The following is an 18,921-nucleotide window of genomic DNA, read 5'->3' on the forward strand; positions in this document are numbered from 1 at the left end:
ATGGTGACCTTCGCGCAGGCGCAGGAGCGCGCCGAGGAGTGGATCAACGGCGATGTGCCCGGCTACCAGCATCGTGAGGTGCGGGTGCGGGAGTTCGAGCTCGGTTTCGTCGTGTGGGCGGAGGACCGTGAGAACGGTCCGGTGTCCGACGGCGGCAGCCAGCGGCTCGTCATCGCGCGGGACAGCGGCGACGCCACGCTCTGGCCGGGTCTGCCGGTCGGCGAGGTGATCCGCCGGTACGAGGAGGAGTACGGCGCCCCGGATGTGACGCCGGAGGATGCGGCTCCTGCCCCGCCGGAGCGGGTCGACCTCAACCAGACGTCGTTCCTGTTGAGCCCACCGGAGTGGCTCCAGGAGGCGGCGGACAAGCTGGGCATTCCGGATCGCAGGGGGGACTCTGCTTCTGCGGCCGGTGCGGACGGCGGTGCGGCTTCTGTGGGCGGCGCGTCTTCCGCGTCCGCGTCTGCGACGTCTGCCGCGGCTGGTGTGTCTTCTCCGGGTGATGCGTCCAACGGGGGTTCCGGGTACGGGAGTCCGGCGCCTGCCGCGCCCGCCCCCGCGTCGGCTGCTCCCGAAGCGCCCGGTGGCGGTACGCCGTGGCCCGCTGCCGCGGATTCGGGTGCGCCTGCCGGTGCCACTCCGTGGGCCGGTACGGACACCAACGCGGATTCCGGCGACGACCGTTCGGTGCCCGCGCCCGCGACGGTCTTCGCGCCGCCGCTGGTCGGCGGTGACGATGACGACACCCCGCCGCCCGGTGTGGCACCGGAGGCCAAGACCGCGCTGATGCACGGCGGCAGCGGCCTTCCGTCGACGACGGTGGCGCCCGCGCTGGGCGGCCCGAAGATGCCGCCGCCTTCGAGTGCCGGTGGTGCCGGTGGTGCCGGTGCTCCCGACGCGTCCGCGTACGGCTATCCGCAGGCGCCTGGTGCGTCCGGTGCGCCTGGTGTGCCTGGTGCACAGCCTCCGGCTGCTCCGGGGCCGAATCTGCCGCCGCCGCCCGCCGGTGCCGCGGTGAACATGCCGCCGCCTCCGGGTGTGAGCGCTCCGGACCCGTCCGCGTACGGCTACCCGCAGGGCGGCCCCGCTCCGGCCGCCGTCCCGCACTCCGTGCCTCCCGGCGCGGGGGACATCGCCGATGCCGCGACCAGCAAGGCGGCGCCGCCGCGTGGTGCCCGTGGCAGCGGTGCGAGTACGCCTCCGCCGCCCAGCGCCCCGGGGACTCCCGGCGTGCCGCAGGGCAGTACGCCGCCGCCGTCCGGCCCCGGTGCTCCGGGCACCCCGGCGGGCGGTTACGTCCCGACGCAGCTCGTCTCCGCGCTCGGCCCCGAGGGACCTCAGCCTCCGGCGGCTCCGGACGCGCCGCAGCCCCCGGGCGCTCCCGGCACTCCGGGTGCGCCTCCCGGTGGTGTGCACCATGCGGCGACGATGCTGGCGGACCCGAGCATGGGCGGTACCGGTGGGATCAAGCCGCCGGGCGCTCCTGGTGCTCCGCAGCCTCCCGGTCCGCCCGGCGCTCCGGGTGCGCCTGGTGCCCCGCAGCCTCCCGGGCCGCCCGGTACTCCGGGTACGACGCCTCCCGGTGGTGTGCACCATGCGGCGACGATGCTGGCGGACCCGAGCATGGGCGGCACTGGCGGGATCAAGCCGCCGGGTGCTCCCGGCGCTCCTGGTGCGCCGCAGCCTCCCGGTCCGCCCGGTGCTCCGGGCGCTCCCGGCGCCCCGCAGCCCCCGCAGGCTCCCGGCACCCCCGGTGCTCCCGGCGGTGGCGTCCACCATGCGGCGACCATGCTGGCCGGACCCGCGGTCATGGGTCCCGGCGGCCCCGGAGGTCCCGGAGGCGCACCGATGCCGCCGCAGGGCCCCGGCGTCCCCGGTATGCCGCCGCCCCCGGCGCCGGGTCAGCCCGGCCCCGGTCAGCCGTACGGCTACCCGCAGCCGCCCACCGGTCAGCCGACCGTCGGCCCCGGCTACCAGGCCGTGCTCCGCTACCGCGCGCAGGACGGCTCCGAGCAGCAGCTCATCCGCCGCTCGGCGCCCGGTACGCCGCACCCGGAGTGGCAGATCCTGCACGAGCTGCGCGGCATGAACGTGCCGCCGCAGCAGGTGCTCGAACTCCACACCGAGCTGGAGTCCTGCGAGCTGCCGGGCGCGTACTGCGCCCGCATGATCCGTGAGACCTGGCCGCAGGCGCGGATCACGAGCATCGCCCCGTACGGCAGGGACCACGGGTCCCGGCAGGGGGGCATGCAGCAGCTCATCGCGCACCAGGCCGAGTTGCACCAGGTCGCGGACGGTCCCGCGCGGCCCGCGCCGGTGCGTGCGCCGCTGCCGCAGGTGCAGCCCGCGCCGCCGATCCCGCCGGAGGGTGTGGCGCAGGAGCTGGTGGGCGCGTTCGGGCCCGGCGTCTTCCGCTTCGACCAGCGGGCGGTCTCCCGGCAGGGCGTTCCCGATCTCGTGGCGCACACGCTCGTCGTGGCGGGTCTGCCGGTCGACTTCGGCCCGTTCTTCTGGGCGCAGGCCCAGCCGGGCCGTCCGGTGCCGACCCTCGCCGAGACGGCGCAGGAGCGTGGGGTGCAGCCGGCGTCGGACGCCGGTTCGTACCTCGTCATGGGCAGCGACTTCGGCCGGGCGATCTGCGTCCAGTACGGCACGGCGAACATCGTGGCCGTGCCGGTGGAGGCCGGTCCCGGCGGCGCCCCGGTGCCGCCGCAGTTCGTGAACACGGGCCTGCCCGAGTTCGCGCGCTGCCTGGCGCTGCTCGGCCGCATGTGGCGGCTGCGGTATGGGCTCAACCAGGAGCAGGCGGGGCGTTGGACCGTGGACTTCCAGGGCCAGCTGGCGGCGCTTGACCCGGCGGCGCTGGCTTCGCCGGAGAGCTGGTGGTCTGTGCTGCTTGAGCAGATGTGGGACGGGTTGTTGTAGTCCCCCCCCTGGAGTGGTGGACGAGGCGCTTGATCCGTTGCGGGGGTCGGGCGCCTCGTTCGTTTCGTGCCGCCGCTTCGCGGCGATCTTTTCCCGCCCACCCGCCCGATCTGCCTGCTTCGGGCGCTGTGGGGTGCTCGGGTGAGTGGGCGGTTCAGGGGTGAGGGCCACGGTGGGGCGGTCCGATTCCGACTTCTGGCGGCAAATGGCGCATCCTTGAACGGATGAGATGCGGGGAGTGTCGCGTTATGAGCGCTTCCGCTTGATCCATCAAGATGTGCGCCAATCGCGTAATGCGCGCGTGGTGCGTCGGAGGAGGGATTCAAGGATGAGCAGCGGTGCAACGGCGTCGGAGCACGGCTTCGTCGCCGTGCGCGGACGTGGCTACCGTCCCGAGCAGGTGGACGCGTACGCCCTCGATCTGTCCCGGGACCGCGACGGCGCGTGGGAGCGCGCCGCCCGGCTCACCGTCCTCGCCAAGGAGATGGAGGCGGAGGCGGAACGGCTGCGGGACGTCGTCTCGCGGCTCGCTCCTCAGACGTACGAGACGCTGGGCGAGCGCGCGCGGAACATCCTCGCCCTGAGCGAGGCGGAGGCCGTGGCCGTGGCGGCGTCGGCCGAGGCCGACGTGCAGCGCATGACGGAGGCGGCGGAGTCGGAGGCGCGGGAGGTCCGTGAGGCCGCCCGTGCGTACGCCGACGAGATCCTCGGCGAGGCCGAGGAGCGGGCCCGGCAGCGGCTGCTCGCCTGCCGCGCGACCGCGGACGAGTCGCGGATCGCGGCCCGCCGTGACGTGAAGGAGTGGCGGGGCGAGGCCCTCGCCGCGCTGCGGGAGATGCGGGAGCGCAGTGCCGCGCTCCTGGAGGAGCAGGAGAAGGAGCACGCCGAGCGCTGGGAGGCCGCCGAGCGGGAGATCGCCGCGCGGGAGGCCGCGGAGGAGGAGCGGGAGGCCGCGCTGGTCGCCGCCGCCGAGGCCCGCCTGTCCGAGGCGAAGCGGGCCTTCGCGGAGGCGGAGGAGTCCGCCAGGCATGGGCAGGAGGACGCGGAGGCGCGGGGCGCGGAGCTGGTCGCTGCCGCGGGGGTGCGGGAGGAGGCGATCTCCCGGGAGACGGAGCGGATGCTGCGGGAGCACGGGGAGGAGTGGGACGAGGTGCGGGCCCATATGGAGTACGTGCGCAGTAGCCTTGCGGCGCTTACGGGGAGGGCTGCCGCTGAGGGCGCGCCCTAGCCTCCCCCCCCCACTCCCACTCCACCCCCACCCCCACCCCCCGGCCCTCGCTCCCACCTCTCGCCCTCCCCGGTATGGCCGACGCGAGCCGCGCCGCTCTGGCGATTGCAGGAAAGTCCCTGCGTCGTGCCCCGGAACGCGGCATGGCGCTGGGACTTTCCTGCGATGAGCTAGGCCTTCGCGGGCGCTGCGTGACGCCAAGGCCGCTTCCGGCCGAGCCGTCCGACCGCTTACCCCCGCTTGACCCCCGCCAGGATCCACCCCTCCACCGCCTCGTACCGCCTGCGTTGTTCCTCCGCCTCTCGTGCGCCCGAGGACACCGTGCCGAGCCAGCCAAGGAGGAAGCCGAGGGGGATGGAGGCCAGGCCCGTGGTGGTGAAGGGGAACCAGTTGAAGTCGTGGTTCGGGAACGCCGAAGTGGGAGCGCCCGAGACCAGGTTGGTGCCCGTCATGAGGATGACGGAGCCGAGCGTGCCGCCGATCAGGGTCCACAGCAGGCCCCTGCGGGTGTAGCGGCGCCAGAAGAGGCTGTAGACGAGCGCCGGGGCGAGCGCCGATGCGCCCAGGCAGAACGACAGCGTGACCAGTGGTTGCAGGTTGTGGTGCTGGACCATGACCGCGAGGGCGATCGCCGGGCCTCCTATGGCGAGGGCCGAGACGCGGGCCAGGGTCATCTCGCGGCGCGGGGTGAGTTCCTTGCGGAGGCGGATGTGCGCGAAGACGTCGTGGGCGAGGGAGTTGGCGCAGGCGAGGATCATTCCGGCGACCGAGGCGAGCAGTGTCAGGAAGATCGCCGTGGTGACCGTCGTGAAGACGAGGGTCTCCGCCGTCGACGCGTTCGCGCCGAACACCGCCCTGGAGCCGAGCAGGTACGCCGTGTTGCCCTGCGGGTCCGCCTGGGTGATCGCCGCCCGTCCGACCATCGCCGTCGCGCCGAAGCCGACGATCGCGATGACGAGGACGAACAGCGCCACCGACGACACCGCCCAGGACAGTGATCTGCGCACCTCGCGCGCACTGCGCGCCGTGTACATCCGCATCGTGACGTGCGGCAGGCACGCGCCGCCGAGTACCACCGTCAGCTCCGAACTGATCATGTCCAGGCGGGGGTTGGGTCCGCCCGAGAACTGGAGTCCGGACTGGAGGAAGGCCGGGCCGGCCCCGCTGCCCTTCTGGGCGGCGGCGAGCAGCGCGCCGAGGTCCCAGTCGAAGCGGCGCAGGATCAGGGCGGCGATGACCACTCCGGAGCCGAGCAGCATCACGATCTTCAGGATCTGGATGAGGGCGGTGCCCTTCATGCCGCCGATCGCCGCGTAACTGATCATGAGTGCGCCGAGTGCGACGACGCATCCCGTCTGCACGCCCTCGCCGGAGAATCCGAGGATGAAGGAGAGCAGGTCGCCCGCGCCCGCCAGCTGCACCAGCATCAGGGGGGTCAGTGCGGCCAGTGTCGCCGCGCAGGCGGTGATGCGTACGGCGCGGCCGGGCATCCGGCGGGCCAGTACGTCGCCCATGGTGAACTGGCCCGCGTTGCGCAGGGGTTCGGCGAGCAGGAACATCAGGAGCATCAGGGACAGGGCCGTGCTCAGGGCCAGGACGACTCCGTCGTAGCCGACGAGGGCGATGATTCCGCCCGTGCCGAGGACGGTCGCCGCCGAGATGTAGTCGCCCGCGATGGCCAGGCCGTTGCGCAGGGGCGAGAGGGTGCCGTATCCGGTGTAGAACTCGCCGAGGTCGTCGCGGTCGGGGCCCGTCATCACGCACAGGAGCAGGGTGAGGGTGACGACGGCGGTGAAGGCGACGAGGGACATGGCCTGGGCCGAGTCGGCGGCCAGGGTGCTGCCGGGGCTCATCGATTGGCCTCCAACTCCGCGAGTTTGCGCAGCCGTTCGGCCATCGGGTCGACCCTGCGGCGGGCGGTGGACTCGTAGAGCGCTAGGGCGATGAGGGTGACGGGGATCTGGCACAGGCCGAGCAGCAGGCCGGTGGAGAGGCCGCCGGAGACCGTGTTCGTCATCAGGGACGGGGCGAACGCGGAGAGGATCAGGAAGAGCGTGAAGTAGCCGAGTGCGGTGAGGGTGGCGACGCGGCGCTGCCAGCGGTAGGCGCTGCGCAGATGGCGCAGGTCGCTGTGGCGGCCGAGTGCGGGGTGGCGGGGGAGCCGCGGGGGTGGCGGGGGAGGTGGCGGCGCGACGGGCTGCCAGGGGTAGGTGGGGTACGAGGGGGAGGAGTCGTGCGGCGGGATGTGCGGCGTGTGGGGGCGGTAGGCGTGCTGGGGGTGTGGGGGGTATTGGGGAGGGGAGGAGCGGTCAGGGTTGTGGGGCTGGTGAGGGTAGGACATCCCTGTTCTCCTTGCGCGGCGTCGGTCCGGTGCGGGACCGCAGGGAGCGAGAGGTGAGGAGCGAGCACGTTACTCGTAAGTAGTGGAGCCGCGAAGGGTTTTGCGCATACTGATTGGTCGGTCTAGTCGGCCGGTCTGTTCACGGGGCTTTCGCGCGCGGCAAGTTCGGTGTTCTCCCTGCTCTGCGGGGCTCCCACCTCGTCGTTCCCCGGGGCGTCCGCCCCGATTACCGGAAACCGCCGGGGCGCCAGGAACACCAGTACGAGGAGTGCGAGCACCGCCGCGCACCCCGCCCCCACGTACACCGTGTCGACCGCCGAGTCGACGGCCCGGCGCAGCCGTTCGGGGTCGGCGACCGCTGCCGGGTCCTCCAGGGCGTGTGACACCGAGTCCAGGGAGCCCGCGCCGCCGAGCCGCGAGGTGAGGACTCCGTTGGCGACCGCGCCGAAGACCGCGGCGCCCAGGGTCTGGCCTATCTGGCGGCAGAAGAGGATCGACGCGGTGGCCGTGCCGCGCTCGGACCAGCCGACGGTGGACTGCACGCCCACGATCAGCGGCAGTTGGAAGAGACCGAGCGCCGCGCCGAGAAGCAGCATGATCAGCGCCGGCTGCCAGGCCTGCCCCGGGTAGGGCAGGAGCGGGAACGCGAAGAGGAAGAGCGCGGCCCCGCTGATGCCGACGAGCGCCGTGTCGCGGAAGCCCAGCCTGCGGTAGACGTGCTGGCTCAGGGCGGCGGAGACCGGCCAGCTCAGGGTCATCACGGAGAGCACGAACCCGGCGGCGATCGGCGCGAGGCCGAGCACGGACTGGGCGTACGTCGGCAGGAACACCGTCGGCGCGACCATCAGGAGGCCGAGCGCGCCCAGGGCGAGGTTGACCGCCGCGATGGTGCGCCTGCGCCAGACCCAGCCGGGGATGATCGGCTCCGCCGCGCGCCGCTCGATGACCACGACGGCCCCCGCGAGCAGCAGTCCGCCGGTGAAGAGCGCGAGGGACGGCGCGGAGAGCCAGCCCCAGGCGACGCCGCCCTGCACGAGTGCGGTGAGCAGGACGCCGCCGCAGGCGAAGACGGCCAGCGCGCCCGCCCAGTCGGTGCGCCCCCGGGCGCCGCCCGCCTCGCGCTGCGGCTCGTGGAGGTGGCGCACGATCAGCCAGAGGGCCACCGCCCCGATGGGCAGGTTGATCAGGAAGATCCAGCGCCAGTCGGCGTACGCGGCGATCAGACCGCCGAGCGCGGGGCCCGCGATCGACGAGGCGGCCCACACGGTCGACAACTTCGCCTGGATCTTCGGGCGTTCCTTGAGGGGGTAGAGGTCGGCGGCGAGCGTCTGCACCGTCCCCTGGAGCGCGCCGCCGCCCAGGCCCTGGACGATGCGGAAGGCGATCAGCGCCCCCATGTTCCAGGCCACGGCGCACAGGGCCGAGCCGATCAGGAAGAGGATGCTGCCCGCGATGAGGACGGGCTTGCGGCCGAAGGTGTCGGAGAGCTTGCCGTAGATGGGCAGCGTGACGGTGACGGCGAGCAGATAGCCGGAGAAGAGCCAGGAGAAGACGGAGAAGCCGCCGAGGTCGCCGACGATCTGCGGGATGGCGGTCGAGACGATCGTGGCGTCCAGGGCGGCGAGGGCCATGGCGAGCATGAGCGCGGCGACGACGGGGCCGCGGCGTGGCCGTATCCGATCCGTGCCCGACGTCTGCGCGTTGTCGTCCTCGTCGTCCACGTCGTCCGCGTCCACCGAGATTCCTTCCCCCTGCATCTAATTGCTCCCGGTCACCTTCTCACCCGGTGCGCGTCCGGGGCAGGGGTGGAGAGCATCCCGGCAGGTGAGCCGGTGTCCGCTCGGCGGGAGGGTGGAGCGACCCCGAGAAAGGCTCCACCGGCAGGTGGAGATCACCTAGGGGTTTCTCCGTACTACGGACCGGGGGGCGTTCGTACTGCCGGAGGACGAGAAGGCTCCCGCCCGTTCTTAGATTGGCTTTATGCCGACGGGACGGGCCGGGGGAGACGCCGGGTCGGACCAGCCACACCTTCAGGGGTGGGGTTTTCCCCCGTAAAAGACTGCGCTGGGCACCAGCGCGCGGGAGCCGTCGGACGACCAGAATCTTTATCTGTAGCGAACACGCCTGACCTATCGCGTAACCGACTTAGGAGACTTACCGTGACATCGGCTGTAACCATTCCCAGGCACGGGGGCACTGGAGGGCGTACGGCCGTGGCGGCACGGGCGCGCCAGGTCGTGAAGGCGTACGGATCCGGGGAGACCCGGGTCGTCGCGCTCGACGAGATCGACGTGGACATCGCCCGCGGGCAGTTCACCGCGATCATGGGTCCCTCCGGCTCCGGCAAGTCGACCCTGATGCACTGCCTCGCGGGCCTCGACACCGTCTCCTCCGGGCAGATCTACCTCGACGAGACCGAGATCACCGGCCTGAAGGACAAGAAGCTCACGCAGCTCCGGCGGGACCGGATCGGCTTCATCTTCCAGGCGTTCAACCTCCTGCCCACGCTCAACGCCATCGAGAACATCACGCTCCCGATGGACATCGCGGGCCGCAAGCCCGACCGCGGCTGGCTGGACCAGGTCGTGGAGACCGTCGGTCTCGCGGGCCGCCTCAAGCACCGCCCGACCGAGCTCTCCGGCGGCCAGCAGCAGCGCGTCGCCGTGGCCCGCGCCCTCGCCGCGCGCCCCGAGATCATCTTCGGTGACGAGCCGACCGGAAACCTCGACTCCCGTGCCGGAGCGGAGGTGTTGGGCTTCCTGCGCAAGTCGGTGACCGAGCTCGGCCAGACCATCGTGATGGTCACGCACGACCCGGTGGCCGCCTCGTACGCGGACCGCGTGCTCTATCTCGCGGACGGCCGGATCGTCGACGAGATGTACTCGCCGACCGCCGAGACCGTCCTCGACCGCATGAAGGACTTCGACGCGCGGGGGCGTACGTCATGACCGTCCTCAAGACCTCGATGCGCAACTTCTTCGCGCACAAGGGCCGCATGGCGCTCTCCGCCGTGGCCGTGATCCTGTCGGTGGCGTTCGTCTGCGGCACGCTCGTCTTCTCCGACACGATGAACACGACGTTCGACAAGCTCTTCGCCGCGACGTCCGCCGACGTCACCGTCACCTCCAAGTCCGCGGCCGACCCCGGCGACAGGCCCGACTCGGGCAAGCCCGAGTCGATGCCCGCATCGGTCGTCGACCGGGCGAAGAAGGCGGACGGCGCCAAGTCCGCCGAGGGCGCGGTCAGCAGTGAGAGCGTCACCGTCGTCAACTCCGAGAAGAAGAACGTCGGCCCCACCAGCGGCGGTCCGACCATCGCGGGCAACTGGACGCACAACGACCTGCGTTCGATGGACATCACCTCCGGGCACGCCCCGCGCGGACCCACCGACGTGATGATCGACGCCGACACCGCCGACAAGCACCACCTCAAGATCGGTGACGAGCTGCGCACCATCGCCGTCACCGGCGACCACACCGCCCGGATCTCCGGCATAGCCACCTTCAAGGTGACCAACCCCGGCGCCGCGATCGTCTACTTCGACACCGCGACCGCACAGCGCGAACTCCTCGGTGCCACCGGCCGGTTCACGCACGTCAACGTCACCGCCGCGCAGGGCGTCAGCGACGCGGTCCTCAAGAAGAACGTCGCCGAGGCCATGGGCGCCGACGCCTCCGCGTACAAGGTGAAGACGCAGAAGGAGAGCTCGGACGACAACCGCAAAAGCGTCGGCAGCTTCCTGGACGTCATGAAGTACGCGATGCTCGGCTTCGCCGGGATCGCCTTCCTCGTCGGCATCTTCCTCATCATCAACACCTTCTCGATGCTGGTCGCCCAGCGCACCCGCGAGATCGGCCTGATGCGCGCCATCGGGTCGAGTCGCAAGCAGGTCAACCGCTCCGTGCTCGTCGAGGCGCTGCTGCTCGGTGTCATCGGCTCGGTGCTCGGCGTCGGCGCGGGCGTCGGGCTCGCCATCGGCCTGATGCAGCTCATGTCCGGCATGGGCATGGAACTGTCCACCCAGGACCTCACCGTCAAGTGGACGACGCCCGTGGTGGGCATGGTCCTCGGCATCGTCGTCACCGTCCTCGCCGCCTACCTCCCCGCACGGCGCGCCGCCAAGGTCTCCCCGATGGCCGCCCTGCGCGACGCCGGGACCCCGGCCGACGGCAAGGCGAGCGCCCTGCGCGCCGTCATCGGCCTGGTCCTCACCGGCGCCGGCGGCTTCGGCCTCTACACCGCCTCGCAGGCGGACAAGGCGAGCGAGGGCTCGCTCCTCCTCGGCGGTGGCGTGGTCCTCACGCTCATCGGCTTCGTCGTCATCGGCCCGGTCCTCGCCAACGGCGTGGTCCGCGTGATCAGCGTGCTGCTCCTGCGGATGTTCGGCCCCGTGGGACGGATGGCCGAGCGCAACGCCCTGCGCAATCCGCGCCGCACCGGCGCCACCGGCGCGGCCCTGATGATCGGCCTCGCGCTGGTCGCCTGCCTCTCCGTGGTCGGTTCCTCGATGGTCGCCTCCGCCACGGACGAGCTCGACAAGTCGGTCGGCGCGGACTTCATCATCCAGTCGAACAACAACCAGCAGATCACCCCGAAGGCCGCGAAGGCCCTGGAGAAGGCCGACCACGTCGCGCACATCACCCAGTACAAGGACATCAAGGCGGACCTGACGGCGCCGGACGGCAAGGTCGCCAAGGGCGTGGGCCTGAGCGTCGCCGACGCGACGTACGCACAGGACCTGCGCGCAGAGACGGTCGCAGGAAAGCTCACCGACGCCTACAAGCCGGACTCCATGTCGGTCGGCGAGGACTTCGCCAAGGACCACGGCATCTCCGTGGGCGACAAGGTGAAGCTGGCCTTCGACCGCGGCCGCACGGGCGAGATGACGGTCAGGGCCCTCACGTCGAGCGACACCTCGATCGACTCGGGCGCGATGTACGTGAACATCACGACCGCCGCGAAGTACGTGCCCGGCGACCGGATGCCGCCGAACGAGATCATGTTCGCCAAGGCGGAGAAGGGCCAGCAGGACGCGGCGTACAAGTCGCTGAAGGCCGCCATGGCCGACTACCCGCAGTACAAGGTCATGGACCAGACCGACTTCAAGCAGACCCTGAAGGACCAGGTCGGCCAGATGCTGAACATGGTCTACGGCCTGCTCGGCCTCGCGATCATCGTCGCCATCCTGGGCGTCGTGAACACCCTGGCCCTCTCGGTGGTCGAGCGGACCCGGGAGATCGGCCTGATGCGGGCGATCGGCCTCTCGCGCCGCCAGCTGCGCCGCATGATCCGCATGGAGTCGGTGGTCATCGCCCTCTTCGGCGCGCTGCTCGGCCTGGGGCTCGGCATGGGCTGGGGAGCGACGGCCCAGAAGCTGCTCGCCCTGGAGGGCCTGAAGGTCCTGGAGATCCCCTGGCCGACGATCATCACCGTCTTCATCGGCTCGGCCTTCGTGGGCCTGTTCGCGGCACTGGTCCCCGCCTTCAGGGCGGGCCGGATGAACGTCCTGAACGCCATCGCCACCGAATAGCTCCCGCTACGGGGGTGCGGGGGAGTCGGCCCCCGGCAGGCACTGCCTGCCGGGGGCCGATTCATGCGTGCGGGTCCGGCTCCCCGCCCGGGTGCCCCGCGGGCCGGATCGTGCCACCTGGCCTCGACGGCCAGCGGCTGTCACTCCGGAGTCGTACGCTGGAGACCCCCGGCCCGTATGACGTTGCCGGGCGGTTCGCGTTGCCCACCGCGCGCCCCCGAACCTGGACGGAAAGCGAAAGCCCAACATGAGCCTGCACGGTCTGCTCGACGCTGTCGTCAAGGACTCCGCACTCGCCGAGGCGGTCAAGGCCGCCACCGACGGCAACCGCATGCATGTGGACCTGGTCGGGCCACCCGCCGCGCGCCCCTTCGCCGTCGCGGCCCTCGCCCGCGAGACGAACCGCACCGTCCTCGCCGTGACGGCGACCGGCCGCGAGGCCGAGGACCTGGCCGCCGCCCTGCGCACGATCATCCCGCCGGACGGAGTCGTCGAGTACCCCTCCTGGGAGACGCTCCCGCACGAGCGCCTCTCGCCCCGCTCCGACACCGTCGGCCGCCGCCTCGCCGTCCTGCGCCGCCTCGCGCACCCCCGGCCCGACGACCCCGAGACCGGCCCCGTCTCGGTCATCGTCGCCCCCGTGCGTTCCGTGCTCCAGCCGCAGGTCAAGGGCCTGGGCGACCTGGAGCCCGTGGCCCTGCGCACCGGCGAGACCACCGACCTGAACGAGACGGTCGAGGCCCTCGCGGCAGCCGCGTACTCCCGTGTGGAGCTGGTCGAGAAGCGCGGCGAGTTCGCCGTGCGCGGCGGCATCCTGGACGTCTTCCCGCCGACCGAGGAACACCCCCTCCGCGTCGAGTTCTGGGGCGACGACGTCGAGGAGATCCGCTACTTCAAGGTCGCCGACCAGCGCTCCCTGGAGGTCGCCGACCACGGCCTGTGGGCCCCGCCCTGCCGGGAGCTGCTCCTCACGGACGACGTGCGGGAAAGGGCGGCCGCCCTCGCCGAGGCCCACCCCGAGCTGGGCGAACTCCTCGGCAAGATCGCCGAGGGCATCGCCGTCGAGGGCATGGAGTCCCTCGCGCCGGTCCTGGTCGACGACATGGAGCTGCTGCTCGACGTCCTGCCGCAGGACTCCATGGCCGTGGTCTGCGACCCCGAGCGCGTGCGCACCCGCGCCGCCGACCTGGTGGCGACCTCGCAGGAGTTCCTCCAGGCCAGCTGGGCGGCCACCGCCGGTGGCGGCGAGGCCCCCATCGACGTGGGCGCCGCCTCCCTCCGCGGCATCGCGGACGTCCGGGACCACGCGAGCGACCTCGGCATGATGTGGTGGTCGGTCTCGCCGTTCGCCGCCGACGAGACGCTGACATATGGCGCTGACGCGCCGGGCGGTGAGGACACCCTCAAGCTCGGCATGCACGCCACCGAGACCTACCGCGGCGACACCGCGAAGGCGCTCGCCGACACCAAGGGCTGGCTCGCCGACGGCTGGCGCACCGTCTATGTGACCGAGGGCCACGGCCCCGCCGCCCGCACCGTCGAGGTCCTCGGCGGCGAGGGCATCGCCGCCCGCCTGGACGCCGAGCTCTCCGAGCTCACGCCGTCCCTCGTGCACGTCTCCTGCGGCTCGATCGACTTCGGGTTCATCGACCCCGCGCTCAAGCTCGCGGTACTCACCGAGACCGACCTCTCCGGCCAGAAGGCGGCCGGCAAGGACGGCCAGCGGATGCCGGCACGCCGCCGTAAGACGATCGACCCGCTGACCCTGGAGGCCGGCGACTACATCGTCCACGAGCAGCACGGCGTCGGCCGCTACATCGAGATGGTGCAGCGCACCGTCCAGGGCGCCACCCGCGAGTACCTGGTCGTGGAGTACGCACCCGCCAAGCGCGGCCAGCCCGGCGACCGGCTCTACATCCCCACCGACCAGCTGGAGCAGATCACCAAGTACGTCGGTGGCGAGGCCCCCACGCTGCACCGCCTGGGCGGCGCCGACTGGACGAAGACGAAGGCGCGCGCCAAGAAGGCGGTCAAGGAGATCGCCGCCGACCTCATCAAGCTGTACTCGGCGCGCATGGCGGCGCCCGGCCACGCCTTCGCCCCCGACACCCCCTGGCAGCGCGAGCTGGAGGACGCCTTCCCGTACGTGGAGACGCCCGATCAGCTCACCACCATCGCCGAGGTGAAGGACGACATGGAGAAGACGGTCCCGATGGACCGCCTGATCTGTGGCGACGTCGGCTACGGCAAGACGGAGATCGCGGTCCGCGCCGCCTTCAAGGCCGTCCAGGACGGCAAGCAGGTGGCGGTGCTCGTCCCGACGACGCTGCTCGTGCAGCAGCACTTCGGCACGTTCAGCGAGCGCTACTCCCAATTCCCGGTGAAGGTGCGGGCGTTGAGCCGCTTCCAGACGGAGACGGAGTCGAAGGCGACCCTGGAGGGCCTGCGCGACGGCTCGGTCGACATCGTCATCGGCACGCACCGCCTCTTCTCGTCCGAGACCAAGTTCAAGGACCTGGGCCTGGTCATCGTCGACGAGGAGCAGCGCTTCGGCGTCGAGCACAAGGAGCAGCTCAAGAAGCTCCGCGCGAACGTGGACGTGCTGACCATGTCGGCGACCCCCATCCCCCGTACGCTCGAAATGGCCGTGACCGGCATCCGCGAGATGTCGACCATCACCACGCCGCCCGAGGAGCGCCACCCCGTCCTGACCTTCGTCGGGCCCTACGAGGAGAAGCAGATCGGCGCGGCCATCCGCCGTGAACTGCTCCGTGAGGGCCAGGTCTTCTACATCCACAACCGCGTCGAGTCCATCGACCGCGCGGCGGCCAGGCTCCGGGACATCGTCCCCGAGGCGCGCATCGCCACCGCGCACGGCCAGATGTCCGAACAGGCCCTGGAACAAGTGGTGGTGGACTTCTGGGAGAAGAAGTTCGACGTGCTCGTCTCGACGACGATCGTCGAGTCGGGCATCGACATCTCGAACGCCAACACGCTGATCGTCGAGCGCGGCGACAACTTCGGCCTCTCCCAGCTCCACCAGCTGCGCGGCCGTGTCGGGCGTGGGCGCGACCGCGGTTACGCGTACTTCCTGTACCCGCCGGAGAAGCCGCTGACCGAGACCGCCCACGAACGCCTCGCCACGATCGCCCAGCACACGGAGATGGGCGCGGGCATGTACGTGGCCATGAAGGACCTGGAGATCCGCGGTGCGGGCAACCTCCTGGGCGGCGAACAGTCCGGCCACATCGCGGGCGTCGGCTTCGACCTCTACGTCCGCATGGTGGGCGAAGCGGTGGCCGACTACCGCGCGTCCCTGGAGGGCGGCGTGGAGGAGGAGCCGCCGCTGGAGGTCAAGGTCGAGCTGCCGGTCGACGCGCACGTCCCGCACGACTACGCCCCCGGCGAGCGGCTGCGCCTCGCGGCCTACCGCTCCATCGCCTCCGCGAGCAGCGAGGAGGACGTCAAGGCGGTACGCGAGGAACTCACCGACCGCTACGGCAAGCTGCCGGAGCCGGTGGAGAACCTCCTCCTGGTGGCGGGGCTGCGCATGCTGGCCCGCGCGTGCTCGGTCGGCGAGATCGTGCTGCAGGGCAACAACATCCGGTTCGCCCCCGTGGAGCTGCGGGAGTCGCAGGAGCTGCGCCTGAAGCGGCTCTACCCCGGCACGGTCATCAAGGCGAACGCCCAGCAGCTCCTGGTCCCGCGCCCGAAGACGGCCAAGGTCGGCGGGAAGCCGTTGGTCGGGCGTGAACTGCTGGGCTGGGTCGGGGAGTTCCTGACGACGATCCTGGGGTCGTAGCCGGTTGTCCCGAGGATTCATGCCGGTCAGCACCCCCGTCGCTGACCGGCATGTCCGTGTCCCTGTGTCCCTGTGCCCCTGTGCCCCTGTGCCCCTGTGTCCCTGTGTCCCTGTGTCCCTAGCCCACGTGGACTTCGGTGTTCTGGCCCACGTGCAGCAGCCATCTCCCGTCGTCCTGCCGGGTCATGACGTAGAGCGGAGCGCCCTCGGTGTCCCCTTCGGCCGAGTGGTAGACCTGGCGCACCTTGACGGCCATCACGTCGGGTCGCAGGTACTGCGTGTGCGCCACCTCGTAGGTGACGTCGCCGTCCCAGTCGGAGGCGGGCAGCACGGCGCGGGTGAACTCGGCGATCGCGTCGAAGCCGATGAGGACCTTGCCGTGGGCGGTCGTCCACAGCGCGTCGGGGTGGAACAGCGCGAGGAAGCCCTCCGCGTCCTTGGCGCGCTGGGTGCGCTCGACGGTGGCGACGACCTGCTCGATGGCCTTGATGTCTTCGGTGACTGAGGTGACTGAGGTGGCTGAGGTGCCTGCGATGACTGCGTTCTCGGTGTCCATGCGGCCACTGTGGTACCTCAAGTCAACTTGAGGTCAAGGCTTGCAGGCCTCGGCGATCGACAGGCTGTTCTCGTACAGGTGGTGGCGGGTGATGCGGCCGTCCTCGACGGTCAGCCGCAGCGCGAAGGGCCCCTCGAAGGACTTGCCGGTGGCGCGGACTGTCCCGGCGACGTGCCCGGTGAGCACGGCGTCGTGGCCGTCCACGAGGAAGGCGTCGAGAGTGGCGACGGCGTCCTCGGGAACGGTGTACTCGGCCAACTCGCTTGCCTGTGCGGCGCATTCGGCGGCGGTGGAGCGGGGCCGGATCCAGGGCACGACGGGGTTCTCGGCGAGCAGCCAGTCGACCTCGTCGGCGAAGAGAGCGGTGAGGCGCTCGGTGTCACCCGCCAGGCGGGCGGAGAGGAAGTCCTGGACGGTGGCGCGGGTGGCGTCGGCGGTCGCAGTGGCGGGGTTCGTTGAGGTCATGTCCCAGAGGGTGCCGCGGGCGGCGGAGCGCGTCGATTACGCCGGAGGTAATGGGCGACCGACGGAGTGGGGGGAGATATGGTCTAAACCGGTCACTCGCTACGGTGGTGGCCGGGCATGTGGGCCAGGGGAGAGGAAGTGCCGTGGGGATAGGGGCCGTTGTGGGGCTCGGCTGTTTTCCGGTGAAGTCGATGCTGGGGGAGGAGCGCGAGCGGCTCGTCGTCGACGAGCGGGGCGTGGCCGGCGAGCCGTGGATCGAGGAGGACTGGGTCGGGCGGGAGATCACCTTCGACGGCGGCCTGTGTCTGCGCGTCACCGAACGCATGGAACGCCGCGTCAAGACCACCCAGGCCCAGCGCGACCTGCCGGCCGACCACCGCATCCTCAAGACGCTCACCGCCACGCGCGGCATGTGCATCGGGGTGTACGCCGACGTCGTGACGCCCGGCGCGCTCGCACTCGGAGCCGAGGTGACCGTCCGATGAGCCGTCACCACAAGGGAGTCCAGGCCGCGCTGCTGCTCGCGCTCGTCGTCACGGCGTCCGTCACGGGCTGCTCGCCGAAGGACGCGGCGGACGGCTCCTCGGGGCCCGACGCCAAGGCGGGCCCGGCGCTCGCCGCGGTCGACACGCTCACCGTCAAGGGCCGCGCACCCAAGACCGGTTACGACCGCGCCCGCTTCGGCAGCCCCTGGGCCGACACGGACTCCAACGGCTGCGGCACCCGCGACGACATACTCAAGCGCGACCTGGACGACGTGAAGTACCGCGACGGGGACTGCGAAGTGGCCTCCGGCCGGCTCGCGCCCGACCCGTACACCGGCAAGGACGTCACGTTCACGCGGGGGCGCAGCCAGGTCGACATAGACCATCTCGTCGCCCTCTCGGACGCCTGGCAGAAGGGCGCGGGCAAGTGGGAGCCGAGCAAGCGCATCGCCTTCGCCAACGATCCGCTCAACCTCCTCGCGGTCGACGCGGGCCCCAACCGCGGCAAGGGCGACGGCGACACGGCCACGTGGCTGCCGCCGGACAAGGGCTACCGGTGCGCCTATGTGGCGCGGCAGGTGGCGGTGAAGAAGAAGTACGACGTGTGGGTGACCGGCGCCGAACGGGACGCGATGAAGCGGGTCCTGTCGGGCTGCCCGAAGGAGAAGCTGCCGAGCGGGGGCGGCCCGACGGCGGCGCCCGGACGGTTCCACGCGCGCTGAGGCGGCCCACCGGCCGGTACGTACGAAAAAATGGCTTAACAGCCGGGGCCGTGCCCGCTAGCGTCCGGGGCATGGACCTGAAGATCACGACGCTGGCCGAGCGGCCCGGACTCGCCGGGCCGCTGTGGGAGATGGCCGACACCTGGCCGGAGTTCATCGGGAACGACCCCATCGCCTGGTCGATGATCGGGCGGATCGTCAAGGAGTTCCCCGAGTACGTCCTGGTCGCCACGGACGAGCGGGGCACGGTCGCGGCCAAGGGCTTCAGCGTGCCGTTCGCGCTGGACGCCGAGGGGCGCGGGGAACTGCCGGACGGCGGCTGGGACCAGGTCATGCTGTGGGCGTTCTCCGACCTGCGGCACGGCAGGAAGCCCGACACGGTGAGCGCGATCGAGATCACCGTGGCCAGGGAATTCCTCGGGCACGGTGTCTCCGGGCGGATGCTCGCCGCGATGCGCGAGAACGCACGCGCGCGTGGCTTCGCGGAGGTCGTCGCCCCGGTCCGCCCGAACGCCAAGCACCTCGAACCGGCCACGCTGATCGACGCGTACGCGCGGCGCACGCGGGACGACGGGCTGCCCGCCGACCCGTGGCTGCGGGTGCATGTAAGGGCGGGCGGCACCATCGCGAAGGTGGCGCACGCGTCGATGACGGTGTCCGGTTCGACCGCGCAGTGGCGGGCGTGGACCGGGCTGCCGTTCGACACCGCCGGTCCCGTCGAGGTGCCGGGCGCGCTGGTGCCGGTGCTCTGCGAGCCGGAGCGCGGGTACGCGGTGTACGTGGAGCCGAACGTGTGGGTGCGGCACGTGCTGTGAACTCGCGCCGCACACAGAACTCGCGCCGCACGCACCGCGGTTGAACCCGGCG

13 protein-coding genes are annotated in these 18,921 nt (G+C 71.4%); 8 read left to right on the forward strand and 5 right to left on the reverse strand.

Annotated elements, in window-relative coordinates; all coding sequences use genetic code 11:
• Both OG302_RS24765 and OG302_RS24770 read left to right on the forward strand, forming a co-directional pair.
• Complete coding sequence (locus OG302_RS24765) at window positions 1-2,925, forward strand: SUKH-4 family immunity protein (RefSeq protein ID WP_371528786.1); 2,925 nt, start codon at window positions 1-3, stop codon at window positions 2,923-2,925.
• A gap of 328 nt (window positions 2,926-3,253) precedes the next feature.
• Window positions 3,254-4,153, forward strand: a complete 900-nt coding sequence (locus tag OG302_RS24770; protein WP_371528787.1) for a cellulose-binding protein — start codon at window positions 3,254-3,256, stop codon at window positions 4,151-4,153.
• Between the two features lie 230 nt (window positions 4,154-4,383).
• Here the strand turns inward: OG302_RS24770 and OG302_RS24775 are convergent, their stop codons facing one another.
• The 3 genes from OG302_RS24775 to OG302_RS24785 all read right to left on the reverse strand — a co-directional run bounded on the left by OG302_RS24775 (window position 4,384) and on the right by OG302_RS24785 (window position 8,251).
• Window positions 4,384-6,006, reverse strand: a complete 1,623-nt coding sequence (locus OG302_RS24775; protein ID WP_371528788.1) for a cation acetate symporter — start codon at window positions 6,004-6,006, stop codon at window positions 4,384-4,386.
• Window positions 6,003-6,494 (reverse strand): DUF485 domain-containing protein, encoded by a 492-nt coding sequence (locus tag OG302_RS24780; RefSeq protein WP_371528789.1) that lies wholly within the window; start codon window positions 6,492-6,494, stop codon window positions 6,003-6,005. The genes OG302_RS24775 and OG302_RS24780 overlap by 4 nt, the downstream gene beginning before the upstream one ends.
• 122 nt (window positions 6,495-6,616) lie before the next feature.
• On the reverse strand, window positions 6,617-8,251 hold the full coding sequence (locus OG302_RS24785; protein WP_371528790.1) for an MFS transporter: 1,635 nt from the start codon (window positions 8,249-8,251) through the stop codon (window positions 6,617-6,619).
• Between the two features lie 402 nt (window positions 8,252-8,653).
• Between OG302_RS24785 and OG302_RS24790 the strand changes: the two genes are divergently transcribed.
• The 3 genes from OG302_RS24790 (at window position 8,654) to mfd (ending at window position 15,826) form a co-directional block, all read left to right on the forward strand.
• Window positions 8,654-9,442 (forward strand): ABC transporter ATP-binding protein, encoded by a 789-nt coding sequence (locus OG302_RS24790; protein WP_361832565.1) that lies wholly within the window; start codon window positions 8,654-8,656, stop codon window positions 9,440-9,442.
• The gene (locus OG302_RS24795; protein ID WP_371528791.1) at window positions 9,439-12,024 is read left to right on the forward strand and encodes an ABC transporter permease; all 2,586 of its coding nucleotides are present in this window, start codon (window positions 9,439-9,441) and stop codon (window positions 12,022-12,024) included. Before OG302_RS24790 ends, OG302_RS24795 begins: the two co-directional genes overlap by 4 nt.
• A gap of 247 nt (window positions 12,025-12,271) precedes the next feature.
• A complete protein-coding gene (mfd, locus tag OG302_RS24800) occupies window positions 12,272-15,826 on the forward strand; it encodes a transcription-repair coupling factor (protein WP_371528792.1) in 3,555 nt (1,184 codons plus the stop codon).
• Window positions 15,827-15,944: 118 nt separating this feature from the next.
• Here mfd and OG302_RS24805 read toward each other — a convergent pair whose 3' ends face one another.
• The gene (locus tag OG302_RS24805) at window positions 15,945-16,382 is read right to left on the reverse strand and encodes an SgcJ/EcaC family oxidoreductase (protein WP_371528793.1); all 438 of its coding nucleotides are present in this window, start codon (window positions 16,380-16,382) and stop codon (window positions 15,945-15,947) included.
• Window positions 16,383-16,415: 33 nt separating this feature from the next.
• Complete coding sequence (locus OG302_RS24810; RefSeq protein WP_371528794.1) at window positions 16,416-16,847, reverse strand: nuclear transport factor 2 family protein; 432 nt, start codon at window positions 16,845-16,847, stop codon at window positions 16,416-16,418.
• A 182-nt stretch (window positions 16,848-17,029) separates the two neighbouring features.
• Here OG302_RS24810 and OG302_RS24815 point away from each other — a divergent pair, with 182 nt between their 5' ends.
• The 3 genes from OG302_RS24815 to OG302_RS24825 all read left to right on the forward strand — a co-directional run bounded on the left by OG302_RS24815 (window position 17,030) and on the right by OG302_RS24825 (window position 18,869).
• On the forward strand, window positions 17,030-17,332 hold the full coding sequence (locus tag OG302_RS24815; RefSeq protein ID WP_371528795.1) for an MOSC domain-containing protein: 303 nt from the start codon (window positions 17,030-17,032) through the stop codon (window positions 17,330-17,332).
• Window positions 17,329-18,054 (forward strand): HNH endonuclease family protein, encoded by a 726-nt coding sequence (locus OG302_RS24820; RefSeq protein ID WP_371528796.1) that lies wholly within the window; start codon window positions 17,329-17,331, stop codon window positions 18,052-18,054. Before OG302_RS24815 ends, OG302_RS24820 begins: the two co-directional genes overlap by 4 nt.
• A 71-nt stretch (window positions 18,055-18,125) precedes the next feature.
• Complete coding sequence (locus OG302_RS24825) at window positions 18,126-18,869, forward strand: N-acetyltransferase (RefSeq protein ID WP_361832577.1); 744 nt, start codon at window positions 18,126-18,128, stop codon at window positions 18,867-18,869.
• Window positions 18,870-18,921: the final 52 nt, after the last annotated feature.

Origin of the sequence: Streptomyces sp. NBC_01283, assembly GCF_041435335.1 — a bacterium.
In the GTDB taxonomy this organism is placed as follows: Bacteria; Actinomycetota; Actinomycetes; order Streptomycetales; family Streptomycetaceae; genus Streptomyces.

What these genes read in the sequence shown, in the direction of transcription:
- OG302_RS24765 (WP_371528786.1), top strand. Translation starts at nt 1, where the DNA reads ATGGTGACCTTCGCGCAGGCGCAGGAGCGCGCCGAGGAGTGGATCAAC.
- OG302_RS24770 (WP_371528787.1), top strand. Translation starts at nt 3,254, where the DNA reads ATGAGCAGCGGTGCAACGGCGTCGGAGCACGGCTTCGTCGCCGTGCGC.
- OG302_RS24775 (WP_371528788.1), bottom strand. Translation starts at nt 6,006, where the DNA reads ATGAGCCCCGGCAGCACCCTGGCCGCCGACTCGGCCCAGGCCATGTCC.
- OG302_RS24780 (WP_371528789.1), bottom strand. Translation starts at nt 6,494, where the DNA reads ATGTCCTACCCTCACCAGCCCCACAACCCTGACCGCTCCTCCCCTCCC.
- OG302_RS24785 (WP_371528790.1), bottom strand. Translation starts at nt 8,251, where the DNA reads ATGCAGGGGGAAGGAATCTCGGTGGACGCGGACGACGTGGACGACGAG.
- OG302_RS24795 (WP_371528791.1), top strand. Translation starts at nt 9,439, where the DNA reads ATGACCGTCCTCAAGACCTCGATGCGCAACTTCTTCGCGCACAAGGGC.
- mfd (WP_371528792.1), top strand. Translation starts at nt 12,272, where the DNA reads ATGAGCCTGCACGGTCTGCTCGACGCTGTCGTCAAGGACTCCGCACTC.
- OG302_RS24805 (WP_371528793.1), bottom strand. Translation starts at nt 16,382, where the DNA reads ATGGACACCGAGAACGCAGTCATCGCAGGCACCTCAGCCACCTCAGTC.
- OG302_RS24810 (WP_371528794.1), bottom strand. Translation starts at nt 16,847, where the DNA reads ATGACCTCAACGAACCCCGCCACTGCGACCGCCGACGCCACCCGCGCC.
- OG302_RS24820 (WP_371528796.1), top strand. Translation starts at nt 17,329, where the DNA reads ATGAGCCGTCACCACAAGGGAGTCCAGGCCGCGCTGCTGCTCGCGCTC.
- OG302_RS24825 (WP_361832577.1), top strand. Translation starts at nt 18,126, where the DNA reads ATGGACCTGAAGATCACGACGCTGGCCGAGCGGCCCGGACTCGCCGGG.